This window comes from Dactylosporangium sp. NPDC050588, assembly GCF_040654975.1.
GTDB classification, from domain to species: Bacteria; Actinomycetota; Actinomycetes; order Mycobacteriales; family Micromonosporaceae; genus Dactylosporangium; species Dactylosporangium maewongense.
Window position 1 is genome coordinate 24,653 of record NZ_JBFAJA010000062.1, and the last position, 21,411, is coordinate 46,063.

Annotated in this window: 12 protein-coding genes and 1 pseudogene; 5 read left to right on the forward strand and 8 right to left on the reverse strand. The window is 68.3% G+C overall.

The window, feature by feature from the left end; genetic code table 11:
* The first annotated feature begins 80 nt into the window (after nucleotides 1-80).
* The 3 genes from AB0I21_RS36515 (at nucleotide 81) to AB0I21_RS36525 (ending at nucleotide 8,087) form a co-directional block, all read left to right on the forward strand.
* On the forward strand, nucleotides 81-7,418 hold the full coding sequence (locus tag AB0I21_RS36515; RefSeq protein ID WP_360568121.1) for a discoidin domain-containing protein: 7,338 nt from the start codon (nucleotides 81-83) through the stop codon (nucleotides 7,416-7,418).
* Between the two features lie 136 nt (nucleotides 7,419-7,554).
* Nucleotides 7,555-7,692 (forward strand): hypothetical protein, encoded by a 138-nt coding sequence (locus tag AB0I21_RS36520; protein WP_360568123.1) that lies wholly within the window; start codon nucleotides 7,555-7,557, stop codon nucleotides 7,690-7,692.
* A 245-nt stretch (nucleotides 7,693-7,937) separates the two neighbouring features.
* The gene (locus tag AB0I21_RS36525; protein WP_360568125.1) at nucleotides 7,938-8,087 is read left to right on the forward strand and encodes a hypothetical protein; all 150 of its coding nucleotides are present in this window, start codon (nucleotides 7,938-7,940) and stop codon (nucleotides 8,085-8,087) included.
* A gap of 670 nt (nucleotides 8,088-8,757) precedes the next feature.
* Here AB0I21_RS36525 and AB0I21_RS36530 read toward each other — a convergent pair.
* From AB0I21_RS36530 to AB0I21_RS36555, 6 genes are all read right to left on the reverse strand, one after another.
* Nucleotides 8,758-9,360 carry a tyrosine-type recombinase/integrase gene (locus tag AB0I21_RS36530; protein WP_360568166.1) on the reverse strand — a complete coding sequence of 201 codons (603 nt, stop codon included), beginning with the start codon at nucleotides 9,358-9,360 and terminating at the stop codon, nucleotides 8,758-8,760.
* On the reverse strand, nucleotides 9,360-9,530 hold the full coding sequence (locus AB0I21_RS36535; protein WP_360568127.1) for a hypothetical protein: 171 nt from the start codon (nucleotides 9,528-9,530) through the stop codon (nucleotides 9,360-9,362). The genes AB0I21_RS36530 and AB0I21_RS36535 overlap by 1 nt, the downstream gene beginning before the upstream one ends.
* 207 nt (nucleotides 9,531-9,737) lie before the next feature.
* Nucleotides 9,738-13,169, reverse strand: coding sequence for an ATP-binding protein (locus AB0I21_RS36540; protein ID WP_360568128.1), 3,432 nt, complete (start codon nucleotides 13,167-13,169; stop codon nucleotides 9,738-9,740).
* A gap of 128 nt (nucleotides 13,170-13,297) precedes the next feature.
* A complete protein-coding gene (locus AB0I21_RS36545; protein ID WP_360568130.1) occupies nucleotides 13,298-14,653 on the reverse strand; it encodes a serine/threonine-protein kinase in 1,356 nt (451 codons plus the stop codon).
* 115 nt (nucleotides 14,654-14,768) lie between these two features.
* The gene (locus tag AB0I21_RS36550) at nucleotides 14,769-14,897 is read right to left on the reverse strand and encodes a hypothetical protein (RefSeq protein WP_360568132.1); all 129 of its coding nucleotides are present in this window, start codon (nucleotides 14,895-14,897) and stop codon (nucleotides 14,769-14,771) included.
* Between the two features lie 98 nt (nucleotides 14,898-14,995).
* Entirely contained in the window at nucleotides 14,996-15,391 is a 396-nt protein-coding gene (locus AB0I21_RS36555) for a hypothetical protein (protein ID WP_360568133.1), read from the reverse strand.
* A 129-nt stretch (nucleotides 15,392-15,520) separates the two neighbouring features.
* On the opposite strand from AB0I21_RS36555, the pseudogene AB0I21_RS36560 reads away from it, so the two are divergent.
* Nucleotides 15,521-16,208, forward strand: a pseudogene (locus tag AB0I21_RS36560) (IS6 family transposase).
* Between the two features lie 510 nt (nucleotides 16,209-16,718).
* Nucleotides 16,719-19,925: a hypothetical protein gene (locus tag AB0I21_RS36565; protein WP_360568135.1), complete on the forward strand. Its 3,207-nt coding sequence runs from the start codon at nucleotides 16,719-16,721 to the stop codon at nucleotides 19,923-19,925.
* Between the two features lie 334 nt (nucleotides 19,926-20,259).
* On the opposite strand, the gene AB0I21_RS36570 is transcribed toward AB0I21_RS36565, so the two are convergent.
* Both AB0I21_RS36570 and AB0I21_RS36575 read right to left on the reverse strand, forming a co-directional pair.
* Nucleotides 20,260-20,706, reverse strand: a complete 447-nt coding sequence (locus AB0I21_RS36570; RefSeq protein WP_360568167.1) for a DDE-type integrase/transposase/recombinase — start codon at nucleotides 20,704-20,706, stop codon at nucleotides 20,260-20,262.
* 457 nt (nucleotides 20,707-21,163) lie between these two features.
* Nucleotides 21,164-21,409: a hypothetical protein gene (locus tag AB0I21_RS36575; RefSeq protein ID WP_360568137.1), complete on the reverse strand. Its 246-nt coding sequence runs from the start codon at nucleotides 21,407-21,409 to the stop codon at nucleotides 21,164-21,166.
* Between the last annotated feature and the right edge of the window lie 2 nt (nucleotides 21,410-21,411).

Sequence of the window (21,411 nt, forward strand, 5' to 3'; positions counted from 1 at the left end):
CGTGTGGGTGATCGACGGCGGCGCACCGTTGCCGGGTTGCCACCCCGACGGTGCCCTTGACCGACCACGGTGGGGTGTTCATGCAGCAGATCGGCCGAAGGGCGCTCAACGCGTTCCTCGTCCTGGCGCTGACGTTCGGCGCCGTCGGGACAGCGCTCGCACCAGCGGTGACCGCGGCGGCGGCCGTAACCGGGACCGACGATTTCACGGCCGGCCCGGCCATGCTGCCGGGCGAGAGTGCCGACGCGTACCTGCGGCGGATCAGCCCGCCAAAGGCTTCGCTGGCGAAGGAGATCGCCCAGGTACAGGCCGATGCGGAGCTGCCCGGCGCGATCGTCGCCGACCCGGCCGACGCCGCGGGCGGTGGCGCGCAGTTCGTGGCGACGGCGCTGGAAGACAACGACATCAAATTCTGTGAACGCACGCACGACCTTGCCAAGGCGACCGGCAGGCCCGCGCCCTGGTACTACGGCAACCGCTTCTTCGCCTGCCAGGTCGGCGAGTCCATCGACTATCTTCACAAGGAGTGCGAAGGTGCGGCATGCCGTGTCATCGCGCGCTCGTCGTTTCGCCTGACAGCGGTCGGTCTCACCGGCAACGAGGGTCGCACCATCACGTGGAAACTGCGCGTGGACGAGATCAAGGGCAGCAATCCCGCCCTGTGGGCCACGGCTCCGCTGACCCTCTCGGTCGCCTGCGTGGAGCAGACATCAGACGGCGGTGAGTGCAAGCAGGGAGCGAGCAAATCCAGGACGCTCGCCGAGTGGGAGCTCAACAGCACCTACCAGCAGAAAACGGAGGGCAAGACCACGGGTGCTACCGGCTGGGACCAGACCTCCTTCTCCAAGTTGAAGAAGCCCTCGCTGCGCACCGACCCGAAGGTGTCGACGTTCGAATTCCGGGTGACCGCCCTCAACACGATCTCCCCCAGCCCGGAAAGTGGCGTCTACCGCGGGCCCCATACCACCGTACGGTGTGATGAGGCGCAGTACATCGTCTGGAAAGGTCCTGGCGGATGCGTCTTCGACCAGGTGCGCGGCATCATGCAGTACGACTACACCGGTCCTGAGCAGGAGTCGGTCTTCTTCTTCTATCAGGCGTACTGGTACCTCGACCGCGTCAAGAAGAACCCGCCGGCCGGCGTCTACATCCCCGGCAACTTCGACAAGCGCCCGATCACCTTCATGACCCGCAACGTCTACGAGATGAAGAAGCGGAGCAAGGTCCCGGCGGAGTGTATCCGGCAGAACGGGGGGAAAAACTACACCGTAGGCGCCGACGGCGTCACCCGGTATGAGTGCGACGAGATTCCGTTCAACTCCACCTACGAGGCGGCACCGTTCGTCGACGACACGAACGTCAACACCAAGGCGACGTGGGCGGCGAAGATCGTCAAGGCCGACGACAACAGCGACACGGGCGAAGAACTCGGTGCCTTCTACCGCGAAGATCGCATCCTCAGTAAGGACAAGTTCGTCGTCGAGATCAAGAACGCACCGGCGACGTGTGCGGTGTGCGAGAGCATGCCCCCCATGGGCGGCGGCGACATCGACCCGCTGATCCCGCTGCCCCTCGAGGATCCCGATACGGACGAGTCGTTCACCGACGGTGAGCCGGCGCTCGCCGACGAGCTGCCCGCGCCGAATGTCAGTGTCTGGGGTGACCCGCACCTGGCGACGCTCGACGGGTTGCAGTACGACCTGCAGTCGGTGGGTGAGTTCGACTTCGCGGAGTCCGAGAAGTACGGCATGAAGATCCAGACGCGGTTCGCCTCGATGAGCAGCGCCGGGACCTGGTCGGGGCTGGACGCGGTCGCGGCGAAGGTGGGGGACCACCGGGTGGAGTTCACCGCCGCCGGGGCCGTTCGCGTCGACGGCAAGGCGTTCGACCTGCCGGAGGAGCACTTCGTGGACCTGGGCGGTGACGCGACGCTGCGCCGTACCGGCGGCAAGCTCGCCGTCGCCTGGGGGTCCACTTCGGACACTCCGGTCATGGTGTGGCTGCCCGGACGTGCGGCGGGCATCGGGCTGCACATGCCGGCCGACGCCGGTCTCCGCGGGCTGCTCGGCAACGCGGACAAGAACCCGAAGAACGACCTGAAGCTGCGCGACGGCACCCAGCTGGCCGCCGACGCGTCGCCCGCCGTGCTGCACGGGGCCTACGCCGACTCGTGGCGGATCAGTCAGGCGTCGTCGCTGTTCACCTACCAGGCCGGGCAGAGCACCGCGAGCTTCACCGACAAGTCGTACCCGAAGAACGTGGTGACGATCAATACGCTGACGGCGTCCGAGGTCGCGGCCGGCACCGAGGTGTGCACCGCGCACGGCGTGGCGGCCGGGCCGCAGTTCGAGGCGTGCGTGGTCGACGTCGTGCTGACCTCCAATAACGAGTTCGCCGCGATGGCCGCGCAGCGCAAGGAGATCACCATCGATCCCCGCGCCGCGACCGTCACCGCGGCCGGTGACCTGTCCGTCGACTTCGAGGGCGCCACGCTGCCGTCGAACCTCGCGCCGGCGGCGCTGACCAACGATGCCGCGGCGACGTCGTTCGCCGGGCCGTTCAGCGGGCGGAACGCGTCGTACCGCATGTACACGCAGCAGCTGCCGGCGCACCTCAAGGGCAGCCTGTCCTTCGACGTCGTCGCCGTGGGCAACTGGGCCGGCGACGGCGACGTGGAGAAGGTGAGCCTGCAAGTCGACCGCAAGGAGGTGTGGTCGCAGGCGTATGACGGCACCGTCACCCCACAGCGCACCGGCACCCTGGCCAACGGGCAGCCGTTCGCCGTCTACCAGGTCACCGTCCCGCTCACCCACCGGATCAGCCAGCTGGAGGCGGTGTTCACCGCCGCCGGTGTCGACGGCCTGGCCAACCAGGGCTTCGGCATCGACAACATCGCGCTGCACGTCGACCCGGTCGCGCCGCAGGTCTTCGACGTGACGCTGCCGGCAACCATCGGCGACGGCGTCCCGGCCGCGGGTGCCGGCACCATCGAGACGCTGGTCTCGCGCGACGAGTACCGCATCAGCGTCAAGCAGGGTGAGGCACTGTACGTCGACACCATGGCGTGCCTGGACGGCCGCCTCGACTGGCAGCTGGTCGACGAGGCGACCGGCGCCGCCGCGCTGACCGGCGGCTGCGCGGGTGCCCAGACCGGGCCACTCACCGCCGGCACCTACCGGCTGGTCGTGCGTGCACCGCTCGAATACACCGGCACCTACAGGATGGCGGTGTCGGTCGTGCCGGCGCCGCAACGCTTCGACGTGTCGCTGCCGCTGACCGTCGGGCCGGACGCCCGCCCCGGCGAGGGCGCCGGTGACCTGGAGACCAAGGCGTCGGCGGACGAGTACCGGTTCACGCTGACCCAGCCGCAGGCTCTTGCCGTGAGCCTGGACTGCCTGAGCTACTGCGCCGAGCGGCAGATCGTCAACGAGGCGACCGGCGCGGTGATCACCTTCGGGTACTCGTCGAAGGACCGGACGAAGGTCCTGCCGGCGGGCACGTACCGCCTGGTGGTCCGCTCGTCGCCGGCGGACGCGAAGACCGGCCCGTATGGGCTCGAGGTAACCGTCATCCCGCCCGCCCAGACGTTCGACGTGCAGCTGCCGTTCGCCGTGTCCGACGGGGTGCCCGCGGCCGGCGCCGGCAACCTAGAGGCGCGCGCCTCCGTCGACGAGTACCGGTTCACGCTGCCGGCCGCGCAGGAGGTGTACGTCGACACGACCACCGCCGAGGGGCAGTTCATGTACCGGGCCGAGTGGACACTGGTCAACGACGCGACGGGTGCCAGGGTCGAGGGACCGGCGTGGTACAGCAGGTTGACCGACCCGCTGCCCGCCGGCAAGTACCGGCTGGTCGTCGACTCGTCGTCCAACAACGTCACCAGGTACGGCGTGCGGGTCAAGGCGAGCCCGCCGCAGCGCTTCGACATGACGCTCCCGATCAAGGTAGACGCCGGCGCCTTCGACAGCGGCGACGAGCGCGACGAGTACCGGTTCACGCTGGCCGGGACGCAGACCCTGCGGTACCTGGGCGGCGCCTGCTGGGCGCAGGGCGCGACGATGCGGCTGACGAATACCGCGACCGGCGCCGTGCTCGCCCAGGGCGGCTGCCGCGAGGACCGGACGATCCAGAACGTCCCGGCCGGGTCGTACGCGCTGCTGATCGCCGCGAACGGCAAGGTCTTCCAGTACGGCATAGAGCTCTTCGTCATGCCGGCGCCGCAGTCGTTCGACGTGGCGTTCCCGGTGCGGATCGCCGACGGTGTCCCGGCTCCGGGCGCCGGCAACATGGAGACCCGGGCCTCGGTGGACGAGTACCGGTTCACGCTGCCGACCGCGCAGGCGTTGTACATCGACGTGCAGGGCTGCTCGCCAAGCACGCCGCAGTGGCGGCTGCTGAACGACGTGACGGGCGAGCCGGTCACCTCCTACAGCATGTGCTCCGACGAACGGACCGGGCAGCTACCCGCCGGCCGGTACCGGCTGGTCGCGTCGGCCGAACTGGCCAGATCGGCCGCCGGCACGTACGGCATCACCATCACCCCGCTGCCGCCGGCGCAGCAGTTCACCCTCCAGCTGCCGGGCGAGATCCGGCAGAACGCGCCGGGCGCCGGCGCGGGCAACCTCGAGGACAAGACGGCGGTCGACGAGTACCGCTTCCACCTGGCGGACAACCAGCTGCTCTACATCGACGCCGGCGACTGCGCCGCGGACCCGGTGTTCGAGTACCGGATCCTGACCTCGACCGGCGACACGGTGCTGTTCGGCGGGTGCTCGCACGCGCAGACGCTCAGCCAGGAGGGCGTGTACCTCGAAGGAGGCGACTTCACGCTGTCGGTGCGCTCGTACGAGGAACGCTCCGGCACGTACACCATGAAGGTGCGGACGCTACCGACGCAGCGGTTCGCGGTGACGCTGCCGCTGTCGATCCGTGACGGCGCGCCGGTGGCCGGTGCCGGCCGCATCGAGCCGGGCACGACCGAGGACGCGTACACCTTCCGCCTCGGCGGGGGCGAGACACTGCACATCGACGCGCCGCAGTGCCCGGCCGGCCTCGGCTGGCAGCTCGTCCGCCGGACGGACCAGACCTCCACCGAGGTCGGCTCGGGCGGCTGTGCCACCGTGGCCACCGACCCACTGCCGTACGGGGACTACACGCTGTTCGTCTTCGGGTTGCAGGGCCCGGCGACGTACAAGCTCAACGTGGCCACGACGCCGCCCGACGCCGTCCGACTCACCGCCACGTCCGACACCCCGCACACCGTCCAGCTGGAGTGGACGGGCACCGCAGCGGCGGCGCAGACCCGGATCCTGCGCAACGGCAACGAGGTCGCCGTGGTGCCCGGCACGGACACCACGTTCACCGACCGTCAAGTCGACGCGGGCTCCTACACCTACCAGGTGCAGGAGATCGGCGCCGCGGGCGCGGCCGGCGAGCAGAGCGACACCGTCTCCGTCGGTGTCTCGGCCGCCACCGCGTTCCAGGTGAACCACGCCCGTTGCGGCGCCGAGGCCGGGGCACCCGGATGCACCTACACGACCACCGTCGAGGCGGACCCGGGGCACCCGGACACCGGCGGCCGGGAGCTGACCGACGGTGCCGTGGGCGACGCCTCGTACACCGCACAATGGCAGGGCCGCAACGGCGCCGGCAGCTACCACGCGACGGTCGACCTCGGCGCGGCCCGCAACATCCGGGAGATCACGACCGGCTGGCTGCAGGCACGGCAGGACTTCGTCTTCCTGCCGAACCGGGTGACCTACTCCGTCTCCGAGGACGGCGAGCAGTGGACCCAGGTCGCCGCGATCGACCGTCCCGCGGTTGACGGCACCGTCCAGCGCAAGGAGTACCGCGGCTTCGGCCTCGACACCCGGGCCCGGTACGTCCGCGTCGACGTCGACGGCGGCACCGCCTGGTCGATGCTCGACGAGATCGGGGTCTGGGGCTTCGGCGACGGCGTCTCGGCGCCGGTCGGCGTGACCGCGATCCCGCTCACATCCGCCCAGCAGATCCAGCTGACCTGGACCGGCAGCGGCGGCGCCGTGCGGACCGACGTCTACCGCGACGGCGAACGCGTCGCGCAGCTCGACGGCGGCGACCGCTGGTTCGGCGACCCGCTGCTGGAAGGCGGCCGGACGTACACCTACCAGCTGGCCGAGGTCGACGGCGCCGGCAACAGCTCGGCGATGAGCGAGCCGGTCACCGCGACACTGGAGGTGCGGCCCGCACCGGCTATCAACCTGGCCCGGTGCGGCGCCGCGGCCGGAGCCGCCGGCTGCGCCTACACCACCACCTCGGCGGCCGACCCGGCCTGGCCCGACACGGGCGGCACGTCGCTCACCGACGGGCAACGGGGCGGCGCGTCGTACGGCCCGCGCTGGCAGGGCCGCAACGGCGGCGGCAGCTACTCGATCACCGTCGACCTCGGCAGCTGGCAGCGGATCGACGAGATCAGCACCGGCTGGCTGCAGGCCCAGCAGGACTTCGTGTTCCTGCCGGAGATCGTGTTCTACCAGGTGTCCGACGACGGGCAGAACTGGCTCAACATCGAGAACCTCGAGCGGCCCAACGCCGGGTCGGCGGTCCAGCGCAAGGCCTACCGGGCCACGGGCTTCCAGACCTCGGGACGGTACGTAAGAGTCGAGGTCGACGGCGGCACCGCCTGGTCGATGCTCGACGAGATCGAGATCCTCGGCGCCGACACCCCGGCAGCGCCCGCCGCGCTCGTGGCCACCCCCAACGGCGCCGACGCGGTCACGCTCGACTGGACCGCCAGCGGCACCGCACAGGGCTACTTCGTCTACCGCGACGGCGAGATGGTCGGGTTCACGCCCGGTCCGCAGTACGTGGACCGGCAGGTCGACCCGGGCCGCACCTACCGGTACACAGTGTCGGAGTACAGCATCTGGGGCCGATACTCGGACCAGACCACGCCGGTCCCGGCGACCACCGCGCAGCGCGACCCGGCGCTCGTCAACCACGCCCGAGGCCGTGGCTACACCACCAGCGTGGCCGCGGACCCGGCCTACCCCGACACGGGCGGCACATCCCTGACCGACGGGCAACGCGGCGCGCTCGTGTACGACGCCCGCTGGCAGGGCCGCAACGGCGCCGGCACCTACTCGGTGATGCTGGACCTCGGCACGACCCGGCACCTGCGGGAGCTCAACACCGGCTGGCTCGCCGCACCCGCCGACGGCGTGGCCCTGCCCGGCACGGTGACGTACTCCGTCTCCACGGACGGCGAGACCTTCACCGAAGTCGGCACGGTCGACCAGCACTGGTACGCCTGGGAGACGGCCGCCCACAACTACCGGCTGACCGGCCTCGACGCCGACGCCAGGTACGTGAAGGTGACCATCGAGGGCGGCACCGCCTGGTCGATGACAGACGAATTGGAGGTCTACGGCACGCCGTAGGCGTAGCACACCGGTGGCCGGTACCCGCTCGGGGTCCCGGCCACCGCGCCCTCTTGCGACGCTCACCCCTGGCGGGAGCGAGCGAACCAGCTGCGGGCACACCACATCTGGGAGACATCGAGATAGCTTCTGCCCGATGTGCGGGCCGCTGCGGCCCGACGCCGTTGCCCTCGACGCGCTCGCTGCGGACATCGACCGCCTCGACGTGCTCGCCCTGCTGCCAGCCGATGCTGCTACGACGCTGCGTGAGCACGATGGCCTCACCCGCATCTGAGTCGACACCCTGGAGCACCTCGCCGGCGCCGTCGAAACTCTCGCCAACCCACTGTTCCACGCAGCCGTCTCGAACGTCGACCAGATCTTGAACGGCAAGGGCGCCATCTTTCAGCGCCTCGAGCACACCGCCGACCTGCTTGCCGCCAACGGCTACCCGGCCCTCCGTCAGCGTCTCAACCGGCGACGTGGCAGCGGCTGCTGCAGACCTGGGCGACCCGCCATGCTTTCACCCATCGCGACGGCGTGGTTGACGCCAAGTACCTGAATGCGCTGCCTTCCAGCCCAGCCCAACTCGGCCTACGGCTCACCGTCACCGAGCAGCAGGTCCGGCAGGCGATCAGCGACTCCCGCGAATTGCGCACCGCGATCTCCGGCCTGATCAGCACACCCTGATCAGCAGGCGTCGTGTCCGACGTACTCGCGCTGGCCGCAGCAGGGAGTGCCAGCCGAGACAACCAGCTCGCGCCAACGATGAGAACGCCGAGCGAGCACGCCGGCGGACTGCAGAGAGATCACCGTACGGACGTTCGTGTCAACGATGTGTCGCGATCATCCACAGTGGACACTTGAGTTCAAGGGGGTGCAAGCATCCGAGTCAAGGTGTCGATCGCGGCACGACAACAGCCGACACTCGCATAGTGCCTGCTCAACCGCAGTTCATGTCGATCGCCGGCAGGCCATCACAGACCCCTTGACTCCGTCCGGCGTAACAGCAAGGAGATTTTCAAGCACTCTGAACAGCCACCTACGACACAAACCGTACGGTCGTACGGGCAAAATCGCGTGTCGCACCCCTTGCCTACACATCGATCTGGGTCGACAAAAAAGGCCAGCTAAGCTGGCCTTTTTACCCGGTCGGGACGGCGGGATTCGAACCCACGACCCCTTGACCCCCAGGCTCGTAACGACTCCACTACCGAGTGTTGCCTGATGCCGGTCTATGCCCTCACGTTCTCCTGACCTCCTCATACTACTCCTTCCCCGTGCCAGCTGGTGCTGCGTCATACGTTCGTGTCCACCTGGAGTTGATCTCCGCTGTGAGCCCGTTGTGAGCGCTTCCCGGTCAAGTGCCGTTCGTATTGCTGCGTCCGCACTGCATTCGCAGTCGTTCGACGAGCGCTCGGATGGTCGTCTTCATGCCGCGCTCAGCGCCTCGGCGGTCGCGGCGAAGTCTGGGCGATGAGCCCGCAAGGTCGTCCGCGGCCTGACGCCGGCGGCCAGCGTTGACCCGCGAGTCGTAGCGCATCAACGTCGCCGGGTCATGACCAAGACGCTCAGCCACCTCAGCAATGCCATACCCGAGGTCCAGCAGATTCGAAGCGACCAAATGCCGGGTCTGATGCGGACCGAGCGGACGCACGCCCGCAGCGACCGCAAGCTGTTTGAACCGGTGCGTGACGTTGTCCGGCCGCAACGGCCGCCCTTGCCGGCCGGTGAACATGAAACCGGACGCCAACACCCTCCCCGACCGCGGCCTGACATCGGTCAAAACCGCGAGCGTTGCCGGGTCAAGGACCAGACTCCGGGTGCCGTTGTGCGTCTTCTCCCGCACCCGGCTCGTCGAATCCTCAACGACCCGCTGCCGGCGAACCGTCAATGCGGCGAGGTCCAGTTCGAGATCACGCCAGCGCAGACCGCACAATTCACCACGGCGCAGACCGGTCATCAGCAGCAACCGCCACAACGGATACAACCGATCGCCAGCAACATGCTCATGAAACGCCGGACCTCATCCACCGTCCACACCGCACGCAGGTCGTCAGACTCCTGCGGTTTACACGCGCCGAGGGTCCGGCCAGTTTGCTCGCCGAACGTCTTGCCCAGCACCAGATGCAACGTCCGTAACGTCGTACGGGAGTAGCCGGCCGCCTCCAACTGCTGGTAAGTGCGCTCAACCGTCCTGGCGCTCAGCCGCGACCGCAACCCCGCACCAACCACAACAGCACTGACGTGGGAACGTTCAACGCAACGGACGGACCCACCGCGGCAAGACGGCGGCGTGGGAGACGGCACAGACGGTGTTCCCCAGGGCCGCCGGCCGACTTACAGCGCTGCGCGTGCGGTCTGTTCCGATGCCGCCTGGCGCGGGTCAACGGCCGCCGCACGCAGGGCCAGGGCCACGCGTGTCAGGGCCATCCGCCGGGCGAGGCCGGAGCGCAGCAGCCGCGCGACGCGCAGGCGCTCGGTGAGCAGGAGCGCCTCGGCCCAGCTGGCCAGCAGGTGTGCCGCGGCGTCCGGGTATTCGCGCCGGGCGCATTCGGCGACGAACAGCACGTCCGGTTCGCAGAACCCGCGCAGGACCGGCACCGGAACCGCGATCAGTACACGAGCGGCCCGGCCGGCGGCACGCCAGCGGGACGTCGAGCGGATTACGTCGATCAGGTCGGCCGCCAGACGCCAGTCGCCGTCGACCAGACGCACGGCATGCCGGGGTTCGTACAGGATCGATACCAGGCAGAGGCTCGACGGAAGGTCCCGGTCAGCAATGCCGAGGCGAGCCAATCCGATCGCGATGTGCAATTGACGCGCGGACGGACAGTGCTCGCCCAGAGGCCTGGCGATCTCGCACAGCACCTCGCGGAACACGTCCAGGGCTGCCGGGGCCGGCCTGCCCGGGCGGATCGCTTCGAACAACAGCTCGGCGCGGATCGCCGGAGCGCCCGTCTCCAGGTCGTCGAGCTGGACTGAGAGCTCTGCCAGCGTAGGAGCCTCGATGGCGCCCGGCTCGAGGGCCAGCAACCGGATGCGATGGTGCAGCAGGGCTTCGGCCTCAGATGCCACCCCTCCGCCGAACCAGAGCGGAAACGCCTGGTGCATCAGGCTCAATGCCTCGTCCACCGCGGGCACCGCGTGCAGCAGCGGTTCAAGCGCGGCAAAAGCCCACTGGGTGTGCGGTTCCAGTGTCAACCGGCTCAGCCGACGCAGCGAGTCGAGCGCGGGAACGGTGTCGTAGACGTCGAGGGGCGTTTTCGCGCCGAGGTCGCTGATGTGCAGCGCGGCGCCCACCTGCTTGACGCCGAACGCTTCGGTCAGGGACTGCCAGGATGCCGGGCTGAGCGTGGCCTGCCACAACGCCGCGAGCTCGCGCCATCGTGCGGCCGGGTCGGCAGCGTCCGGGAACAGTGTCGCCATGGTGATGCCGTTGCTCAGAGCCACCAGCAGCAGGACGAGGTTGGCGGTCCGGATGCTCAGCCGCTCCGGGATGCTCGTCCGACGCGGGCTGTAGTCCTCAAAGCCGCGCCATGCGTCGACGTACAGCGCGTTCTGCAGGACGTCGATGAGCATTCCGATCAGCCCCTGCCGGGTGCGGGGGTCGGTATCGCGAACCGCGTGGCCGAGAAACGCGAGCACCGTGTTGCGGGCGCAGAGCAACTCGAAGGACAGCAGCGCGCTCAGCAGGCCGTAGTCCGGCTCCTCCTCGCGGATGCTCAGCGAGTGGCCGCCCCGCTGCGTGCTCTCGTACGTGTGCAGCAACGCGCGATGGGTGTGCCGCGCGACGAGGTACTCGCCGAACGTCGCATGCAGAAACTCATAGGCGCTGGCGGTGCGTTCGCCGCCGCCGTCGACAGCGGTCGCCTGCGAGACGTGCACGAAGAAGAACCGGCTGACGAGCTTGCGGGCCTTGTCCGGCGGCACCGGCAGCCGGTGGGTGCGCTGCGACGGCGCGGCGGTGAACGTCTGCAGGTCGGCGGCCAGCTCATCCTCCAGGACGGCCTGGCTGCCCCGGTTGAACATCGCGAACGCCGCGATCGATAGCGTCAGCAGCTCCTTCTCGGCGAGCCGCTCGACCTCGTCCGCCTCCACACCCGGCGCGTGCTTGCGGACCTCGCGCGTCGCGAACCTGCGCAGCAGCCGTTCGTACAGGTCCGCGCCAGCGAAGTTGGCGCCGTCGCGCTGCAGCGCGTTGCCGTCCGAGTCGTACAGCGCGAGCATGAGCAGCAGCAGCGGCTGCTCGGCAAGCCCCTGGTGAGCCAGCACGGCCGGCGCGGTCAACGGCTGCAGGCCCGACGCCGCGAAGTACCGGGCGTTGTGCTCGTTCCAGCGGTCGAGCCACCGCTTGATGCGCACCTCGTCGAAGGGCTCGAGCCGCATCACCATGGACCTGTTGGGGATGCGGACCCGGTGCGCGACGACGGTCCGGCTGGTAACGACGACGACGACCGGGCAGCCCTTGATCGCCTCGCCGCGCTGGAACTCCTGCACCAGCTCCAGGTAGTCGGCGCGGCTCGCGGCGCTGCTCTGGATCAGCTCGTCGAGCCCGTCGAGGATCACCACCGGCGCAGCGTTACGGGCGGTCCGGGCCAGCTCTGCCCAGTCGAGCCGGCGGCTCAGCAACCGTTCGATCGCCTTCGAGATCTGCAGGTAGATCGGCGCGTCGGCGACGACGCTGCGCAGGTCGACCCGCACGACCGGACGCCCCAGGGCCCCGAGCTGCGCGGCGAGCATCCGCGTGAACGCCGACTTGCCGGCGCCGGGATGGCCGAGCACGAGCAGCGGCATGAGCGTGGCCGACGGGGACAGCAGGTAGCGGACGAGGAAACCCTGGACCTCGTCCCCGGCCGGCACCTGCTCCCACCAGGCTTCCTCGTGCGGGTGGTCGTTGCCCAGGTCGAACGGCTTGGCCCGGTAGCCCGGGTTGACGTACAGGTCCCGTAGCACCGGCAGCCGCGGCGCGCCCTGGTCGTGCTCCGTCGCGTCGCGGGTGACCTCGTCCAGGTAGAACTCCGCCAGCTCGGCCCACTGGTCGGCTACCTGCGGGCGGCGCTCGACGCGATCCAGCGCGCCGTGGAACCCGGACAGGCCTGCCGGCTGCCGGTCCAGGCAGGCGCGGACCTCGTCGAGCATCGTCCCGATCTCGGATCCGGAAACGGCCGGGACCACGACCATTCCGAGCTGTCGGCGCAGCCGGGCGAGGTTCGCGTCCTCGGGCGGTGCGGGCAGGAGCTGCGAACCCCTCGGAGCATCGTCGTCGAACAGCGTCCAGATCGTGAACGCCGGCACCTTGGCGGCCACCGCGAGCACATACTTGCGATAGCGCCGCAGCGCCCCGGACGGGAGATGCTGCAGGAGCTGGAACTGCAGCCGACGGATGGCCGGCAGATGCGCGTTCGGAGCATCCACCACCAGACATTCGTTGAACAGCGCTGCCGTCTCGGAGTACAGCTGCCAGATCTTAAAATCAGTCTCGCTCGACGTCTTCATCGGGGAGGGTACCGGCACCCGCATGCCGACCATGAGCGCGATCGCCGATCGATCGAGCGTTGGCCAGCGCCTGACGTCCAGCCGACCGTGTGACGCCTCGGCGGCCGTCTCCTGATCGGCGAGCTCGGTGAAGAACGCCGAAACCACGAGGACGGCATGGGTCGCGATCATGAGCGGCCCCCGGGTGATCGGGTCGGCGTTGACGAGCCCTGTGATCGCGGCACGACGCAGGCTGTCCAGTGCCTGGATCAACTCGTTCTTCGCGTCGAACACCCGGATCTCCGCGAACCCGGAGCCGGGTTCGGACTGGTTCGCGGCGCCGATCCACTTGACCAGGCGGCTGGTGCGGCCGCCCTCGATGACCCGGGCCGCGTCGACGATGCGGTAATCGTCCGTCACGCCTACAGCCCCCGCACGGCGGCGGCCAGCGCCGCGCGCACGATGGCGAGGACGGCCCCGTCGTCGAGGGTGCGCCGGTCCGTGTCGGTCGCATCGGGCCCGGTGTAGATCCAGTGGTGCCCTCCGTCGTGTCGGGGGACGTACGCCAGGTGGGCGAACACATGCCCCAGTTGGCGCGGGCCGTCCGGCGGTACCAGCCGGACCACACCGGTCAGCAGGGCGCCACCGGGATCGGCGGCGGCCCCCAGGCGCAGCGGCTCCGACGTCTCGAACGCGATGCGGAGCCCGACGATCAGGATCTCCAGCGCCGCGCGATCGATGCGGGCGTCGGGCAGGGCTTCGTGGACGTCGTCGTGGGCGTTGGCGAGCACGTCGCCCAGGTCACCGACCGCCTGCACCCGCAACGCCTCCGCCTGCGCGGCGCGGTCGGTGGCAACCGCCTCGCCGGCCTGGCCGTTGGCCCGGGCGCGTTCCAGGTCCAGCGCCGCGTCCACGAGGGCCTCCTGGTCACGGCGCAGGCCGCGGGCGTACGCGTCGATCGCCTCGACAACCGCCCGCGCGTCCTGGGGCCGCTCCGCCGGATTCTTCGCCAGCAGCCGGAGCGTCAGCCGGGCCAGCCGCGGCGGCAGGCCATGCAGGTCGGGCGGCGGATGCTGCAGGTGCTGGCGGCGGTACTGACCGCGCGGGCCGGGGAACGGTCGCGCCCCGGTGAAGACCTCGCACGCCAGCACTCCGAGCGCGTACAGGTCCGACCGCGGCGTAGCGGGCTCGTTCCTCCACAGTTCGGGCGCGGTGTACTCCTCGGTCCCCCAGTCGGCGAGCGACACCGTCACGGGACCCTCGGTCAGGTTCTTGGACAAGCCGAAGTCGGTGATCTGCCAGGTGGACCCGAATCGCAGGACGTTGTCGGGCTTGAGGTCGCGGTGCACGATCGACTCCGCCGCGAGCTGCTGGAGTCCCAGCGCGATCTGCCGCACGACCTGCACGCCGGACGGCAGGTCGAACGACGCCGTCTTCAACGCGTGCCCGAGGGACTCGTCGGCCCGCGGCATCACGATGTAGAGATCCTCGTCCACGAACTGGAAGCTCAGCGGCACGACGAGGTGCGAGGTCTCCTTGCCGGACCGTTCAGTGTGGACCAGCACTTCGCTGATCTGCACCTCGCGGTCGCGCCGACGCTCGGCACTCACGCCGGGATATTGCAGCCGGACCCGCTTGATCGCCACCGGCGTGCCGTCGGGGCCCGTGCCCCTGAATACGCTGCCCATACCGCCGGGTTCGCCGATATTGTCCTGATCATCGTAGGTCCATTGAACACCGTCACCGTCGGTGAATCGCAGTACAGTCACGGCCGCCATTCTTCCAACCGCCGCCCATCAGCCGCGTTTCAACACTCAGCCGTACGGCCCCCGCTTCCGGATCGTTGCCGCACGCAGGACGACGGCTGGCGCCCAGCGCTGCGCTTTCGTCTCATCAGGATTCGGCGGCTCGCATCCGCGCCGCGAGGTCGGCTCGCAGGTTGGGATTGCAGCGGGCCTGGTCGAGCCACAGCGAGGCGACCGGGATGCCGACCTCGTTCATGACGAGCCTCGCCTCCGGCATCGCACCGGTCTACCCGGCGGCCAGCAGCCACACACCGTAGGCGACGCCGATGAGCAGTGCGACGCCCACAGCCAGGCGGAAGAACGACACACTGCCGGTCAACTCGCCGTCGAGTGGCTCCAGCGTGCCGCCGAGTTCCGGCACCGACGAGGGCCGGAACACCACCGCGGCGACCCCACCTGCGGCACGGGAACGGCGCGGCGGACGCGGCGTCCCGGACCCCCGTTGCGGCGCGGCATCCACGCCACGACGTCGGACATGCCGGCCCGGACCGCGACATCGTGCGGATTCCAGCCGGGCAACCGATGCTCGGCGTCCTGGACGGCGACGACCGGCGCGGCATCCTGGGCGTGGACGTCGTCGAGCCACCACCCGGGCTTGACCGGAATGATCCGTAGCACGCCCTGGTCAGACGCCACCGCAACCGTGACCGCCGCGCTCTGCTTTGCACGCAGGTCGGTGACCACATCGGGGGTGAGCGCCTTGTCGCGCACGAAGAACAGCGTCGTGGTCAGGACCGGCCCAGCACGGCCATGAAGACGAACAAGGCTCCGTTGCGTTGAGCGTTGGCAAGATCGAGGCAAGCTTGAGCGGTGAAGTCATCGATCCGTCCTGGCCCGTGGCTGCCCGCGAAGTCGGCGTTCGCGGGGTTCCGGTTCCCGGTGGAGGTGATCGTGGTCGCGGTGCGCTGGTATCTGCGGTTCAACCTTTCCTACCGCGACGTCGAGGAGTTGCTGGTCGAGCGCGGTGTGGAGGTCGATCACGTCACGGTGTATCGGTGGGTGCAGCGGTTCACGCCGCTGTTCGCCGACGCGGCCGGTTTGCCGCCATGCACCCGGCGAAAGGTGGCACGTCGATGAGACGTACGTCAGGGTCAACGGAGTTTGGCGGTACGTGTACCGGGCGGTCGACCAGTACGGTCAGGTCATCGACGTGCTGGTCTCGGCTCGTCGGGACGCCGACGCGGTCCGTCGGTTCTTCCGCCGGGCGCTGTCCACGCTGAAAGCCAAGCCCAGCGAGGTGGTCACCGACGCCGCCGCGGTCTACCCCGCCGTGCTCGACGAGCTGGTCCCGTCCGCGTGGCATCATGTCGAGCGGTACGCCAACAATCCGATCGAGGCTGATCACAGTCGACTGAAGCAACGGTTGAGACCGATGCGCGGCCTACGAACGGACACGACAGCACAGGTCATCATCGCCGGCCACGCGTTCATGCAGAACCTGCGCCGCGGACACCACGAACTCGCTGTCGACTTCCCGCCCGCTCTGCGAGTCGCCGCAGCGTTCACCGAACTCGTCCACGCGATCTGACCGCGGACCCAACACGGGTTCAAGGCGTCCGCCGATCCCACAACGCAACGGCGCCAACGATCCTTCCGCGAGCGGCATGACCAGAAACAGGTCTTCATCGACGAACCGATAGCCGAGCGGCAGCACGAGATTGCTCGTGTCTGCTCCCGAGTGCGCCGCGCGGATGAGGCGCTCGACGATTTCGACTTCACGGGCGCGTCTGCGCTCGTCCCCCTCGGTCTGGCGTTGCAGCCGGACCCGTTTAACGGCAACAGGACTGCCGTCTGATGCCTAGCCGACGAACACAGCACCGGCGCCACTCGGGTCGCCGATGCGGCGGCGTTCGTCGAAGCTGTACTCGGTGCCGGTGTTGTCCGTAAAGCGGATCACCGATTGCTTACCCTCTCCAGGCCGCCCATAAATGCCTTCGCACAGCATAATTCCTGGGCGATGGCAACGATCGCGGCCGGTGCTGATTTCTGACAGCAAGCGGCCTTACTGCGCAGAGGCGCCAGTGCCAGGGTGTAAGGAATGCGCATCGAGCCATCGGTCAGCTTCAGGGGCGCCCTGCAGGTGCTCGGCCAGTTCGACCGGCCGACGCTGACCGAGATCGACGCTTCGCTTGGCGGCGTCGTTTTCGGCGCCAGCGCGGCGATCGGCGACCCATTTGTCGGCCTGATCGACCCGGCGAACGAGGTGATGGCACAGTGCAGGCGGTTGATGCACGGGCTTGCCTTTCAGTTGGCCGGCACCACCGGCCTGGCTCGCTACCAGCTGATCGAGGCCGCGCACACCATCGTTGTGGTGGCCTCGTTCTTCGACACCCTCCGCACCGCGATCGGACCGCGCCACGCGGGGTTGAAGGTTTCCACTGAGGGGGTCCTGCCGGGTCCGCGTACACAGCGGCAGGACGGACGCGGCCGTCTCGCGGAACTGATGCAGACCCGCGTTGCGATGCCGTGGTCCGGCCTCGGGTTCGAAGCGAATCTGCAACACCGGATCGCGCCGCTCTATCGTTCGATGGCAGAGCGCTCGTTCCAGTTCTTCCGCGGCCTGCCGGGCTGGCAGCAGGTGCTGGGGACGACACACAACGACATCGTGACCGACGCATTGGTGTTGTACCGCGACGGTTACGCCGACTTGGTCGGCCGGGCGACCGAATTCGCCTTCTGGGCGGATCTTGCTGAGCACACGCAGACACACCAGGAACTGAACGTCATCGCCGGGGCGCTGACCGCCATCCGTGCGGACACCAAGGCGCTCGCCAGCCTTGAGTCGCTCCTCCGCCATGCGATCACCAGCGGCGGCACCTTCACAGGCTCTCGGGTCGGGCGGCCGGACGTCGTCAGCGCGCAGGACATCGTTGCCGCCGTCAACGCGAGCACGCTGCGCAAGCCGGTCCTCGCGCGCGAGGGCTCCTGGTACGGCGAGACCCTGCGGTTTCCGTCAGTTGAAGAGATCCACGTGATGCCTCGGTTTCGCTTTGCGCTCGCCGACCCTGCGGCACGCATGGCCGACGAGTCCTGGTGGCTCGAACGGCCGGTGGAGTCCGATCTGAACCTGTTCCTGGCGGCGCACTTCGCTTCGCCCGAGAGCATTCGGCGCCCAATCGTCATCCTCGGTCATCCGGGCGCCGGGAAGTCATTGCTCGCAACTGTGCTCGCGGCCCGGCTGCCCCGGGAGCAATTCGTCGCCATCTGCGTGGCGCTGCGACGCGTGCATGCATACGCGCCCGTGTATCAGCAGGTCCAGGAGGCACTGGATGAGTCGACCAGCGGCCGAGTGAAGCTCAACGATCTTGTCACAGGGGACCTCGGAGGTACTCGGGTCGTGCTGTTCGACGGTCTCGACGAGTTGATGCTGGCCAGCGGCGCCTCCCGCGCCCGATACCTGTTCGACGTCCAGGAATTCCAAGACACCGAGTTCGCCCAGGGCGCCCCCGTGGCCGCAGCTGTCACCTGCCGCACGGTCGTGGCCGACCGGCTGGCGATTCCGGCGGGTTCGTTACTGGTGAAGCTCGAGGACTTCGACGATCGTCAGATCGATGAATGGCTGAGCGTCTGGAATCAGGCTAACCTGGACGTGCCGCGGTTCCGGCCGATGACGTCGGAAGTGGCACGCCACGCCGGCGAGCTGGCCCGTCAGCCGCTGCTACTGCTGATGCTCGCGCTCTACGCATCAAATCCTGAGAACGAGCAGCTCGATAGCCAGGCCATGTCGTCGTCGGAGCTCTACCAGGCGCTGGTCGACACGTTCATCCGGCGTGAACTCGACAAGGAACAGATCCGGGGTGGTCCCCGCTCTGACGTGTACGCCAATCTCGTCGATCTTCGATTTCATCAACTTGCGATCGCGGCATTGGCGATGTTCAACCGCAGCCGTCAATTCCTGACGGAGGAGGACCTGCGCGCGGACCTGGCGGTGTTCCTCGACGGCGACGAGGCGCTGTCGCCCGTAGACCTCGACGATCCGCTCGACCATGCCGCCGCGACGCTCGCCCGGTTCTTCTTCATCCACTCGCCGCCGCCTAAGCGCCGCATCGACGGTGCCCGGCAGCCGCCGCGGACGTACGAGTTTCTCCACGCCACCTTCGGCGAGTTCATGGTCGCCTCAAGGATCATGCGGATCCTGCGTGACCTGGCCCAGGCGCAGGCGATCCGGGCGCTGCGCCGGTCGACGGTCAGCATGGACCTGAGTGAACTGCGCGCCCTACTGTCGCACCAGCCGTTGGTCAAGAACCCGCGGATTCTTTCGTTCGCCGCCGAAATCTGGGCCCGGTATGGCGCCGCGGAGCATGATGCGACGCTCGAGACACTGACGCAACTCATCAACAGCGACCGGAGAAATCTCTTTACGGAGAGCATGCGGTACGCGACGTACGTCCAGGCCGGTGGCGATCCGATCAAACGGTTCGCGGTGTACAGCGTCAACCTCGTCACGCTTCGCCTTACGCTGCCGGGCGGCGACGACGGAGTACCACTCGACGAGGTCGTGATGGGAAGCACGAGTGACCTCACGGCCTGGCGGGCAATGGTGGCGCTGTGGCGCTCGTGTCTTGACGTGTCTGACTGGGAAGCGATCTGCAACACGTTCGACCTGCGTGAACGGCTGGACGCTTCCGGCGCGACGCGGGAGGTGAGTCTGCATCTCAACGTGCAGGGCTGGCACAGCGACCTGTTGTCGGACTTTCGCCTGGCGTTCGGTGAGGCTCGTATCACCGGCCAGCACGTGCTCGAGGCGTGGATCCGATCCGGGATTCGATCGTGGCGCCGGACCGGCACCGACGGACCTGAGCACGCGCACCTCCACGAAACGCTGCTGGAGAGCCTCATGGCAGGCATGCCGCTGACGTCCACCGAGTACCTCGGCCTGATCCGTCGGCTCGGCGCCCCGGACCGCTGCACACCCCCGGCCGGCACGTTGCTCCTACGACTGCTGGAACGGGACGCCTCGTCCCTCGACATCGACGTCGTCCGTGAGGTGGTGACCTTCGCTATCGACTCGCAAACACAGGACGACCTCGCGATCAGCCTGGCCGCGATCGTGATCCGGCAACCGAAGCTGCTGCCGGATCGGTTCGACGCCATCGCCATGGCGATGAGCAGGGGCGCTGTCGAAACCCGTCAGCGTGCCGCCGCCATGCTGGCGGTACGCGAGCGAGAAGGTTTCCTTCCGAACGTGGACGACCTCCGCCGGCTCCGCGCCGCAATATCTTTCGGCTTCCGATTGCAGGCATGACCCACCTGAGCAGGCTCGATCTCACCCCTCGCCGCATGACAGAATTAGGCAACAGAGTCCTGCGGGTGCCGACAATGACGTCCGCCCTGTTCACGGTCACTTTGACCGCCACAACGAGATCTTGCGTTTGTCAACGTGCCCGGGTTTGTCGTACCGCTGACGACCGCGGGGCGAGGATGTCTGGTTGTGCTGCTCCGACTGGCCTACCTCGGCGTAACCAACACGCTGGCGATGCTGCGCCTGCTGCCCATGAGCGACCGTGCCAAGGACGCTGAAAGGCGCCGTTGCGTTATGGGATCGTTGGACGCGTTGAACCCCTGATCGGGGTCGGCGGTCAGATCGCTTGGGCGAGTTCGGTGAACGCGGCGGCGACCCGCGTTGCCGGCGGGGCGTCGACGGCGACCTCGTAGTGTCCGCGTCGAAGGTTCTGCATGAAGGCATGACCGGTGATGATCACCTGTACGGTCTTGTCCGTTCGCAGCCCGCGCATCGGTCGCAGCCGGTGCTTGAGCCGACCGTGATCGGCCTCGATCGGATTGTTGGCGTACTGCTCGACGTGGTGCCACGCCGACGGGATCAGCTCGTCGAGGACCGCGGGGTAGACCGCGGCGGCATCGGTGACCACCTCAGCAGGCTTGACCTTCAGCGTGGACAGCGCACGGCGGAAGAACCTCCGGACCGCGTCGCGGTAGGACAGATTGAACCGCAGGTACCAGCGCACCGCGACGGCGATCACCTCGGGCGGGAACCGGAAGCCGGCGAACGCCGACTTCGGCGGCAGCCACGTGCGCGGACGGATCGATGACTTCACTGCTCGAGTCTGCCTCGATCTTGCCAACGCTCAACGCAACGGAGCCGGCACCGGTCGGTCTCGGACCTACCGACCCTGACCGGCGCCGGCTACGACAGCACCGGCCTGGGCATCCAGACCCCGTACAAGCAATCCGCCGACGGCCGACCACTCACCGTCGACAACCGCGCCCATAACCTGCTGCTGCGCTCGATGCGCGGCCTCGGCGAACGCGGCTTCGCCATCCTCACCGGCCGCCGGCGAACCCCTCCGCCACACCACCAGCCCCCGCGCACTCGGCGACATCGTCGCCGCAGCCCTGCACCTCACGCACTTCGAATATCGGTATCTACCGTAATTTGTTGAGATCACGTCAAGGAGTTAGTGGCAGCTTCGGCGTGGGGCTGACCTCCGCGCCGAAGCTGTTCGCCGGACTCTATCGGGTCGACTACCGATCGAGGTCAGCAAGCCAGGCGCGAAAATCGGCCCCATCATGCAGATACACCCCGGGCCCTTGTTGAAGATCAGCTCCGGCTAACCGATCGAGTGCTGTCCAAAGAATAGCATCGGACGAGTAGTCGGCGGATTCATCCTTGACGCGTGCCATGGCCCAATCGGCCACTTCCTCACGACTTACTGATTCCTGCACCAAGGCGGTCATGTAAATCCTGACCTGCTCAAGAACCTCACGCACGT

Coding starts and splice junctions, on each gene's coding strand:
- AB0I21_RS36515 (WP_360568121.1), top strand. CDS start 81: ATGCAGCAGATCGGCCGAAGGGCGCTCAACGCGTTCCTCGTCCTGGCG.
- AB0I21_RS36520 (WP_360568123.1), top strand. CDS start 7,555: ATGTGCGGGCCGCTGCGGCCCGACGCCGTTGCCCTCGACGCGCTCGCT.
- AB0I21_RS36530 (WP_360568166.1), bottom strand. CDS start 9,360: ATGACCGGTCTGCGCCGTGGTGAATTGTGCGGTCTGCGCTGGCGTGAT.
- AB0I21_RS36545 (WP_360568130.1), bottom strand. CDS start 14,653: ATGGCGGCCGTGACTGTACTGCGATTCACCGACGGTGACGGTGTTCAA.
- AB0I21_RS36550 (WP_360568132.1), bottom strand. CDS start 14,897: ATGCCGGAGGCGAGGCTCGTCATGAACGAGGTCGGCATCCCGGTCGCC.
- AB0I21_RS36565 (WP_360568135.1), top strand. CDS start 16,719: ATGCGCATCGAGCCATCGGTCAGCTTCAGGGGCGCCCTGCAGGTGCTC.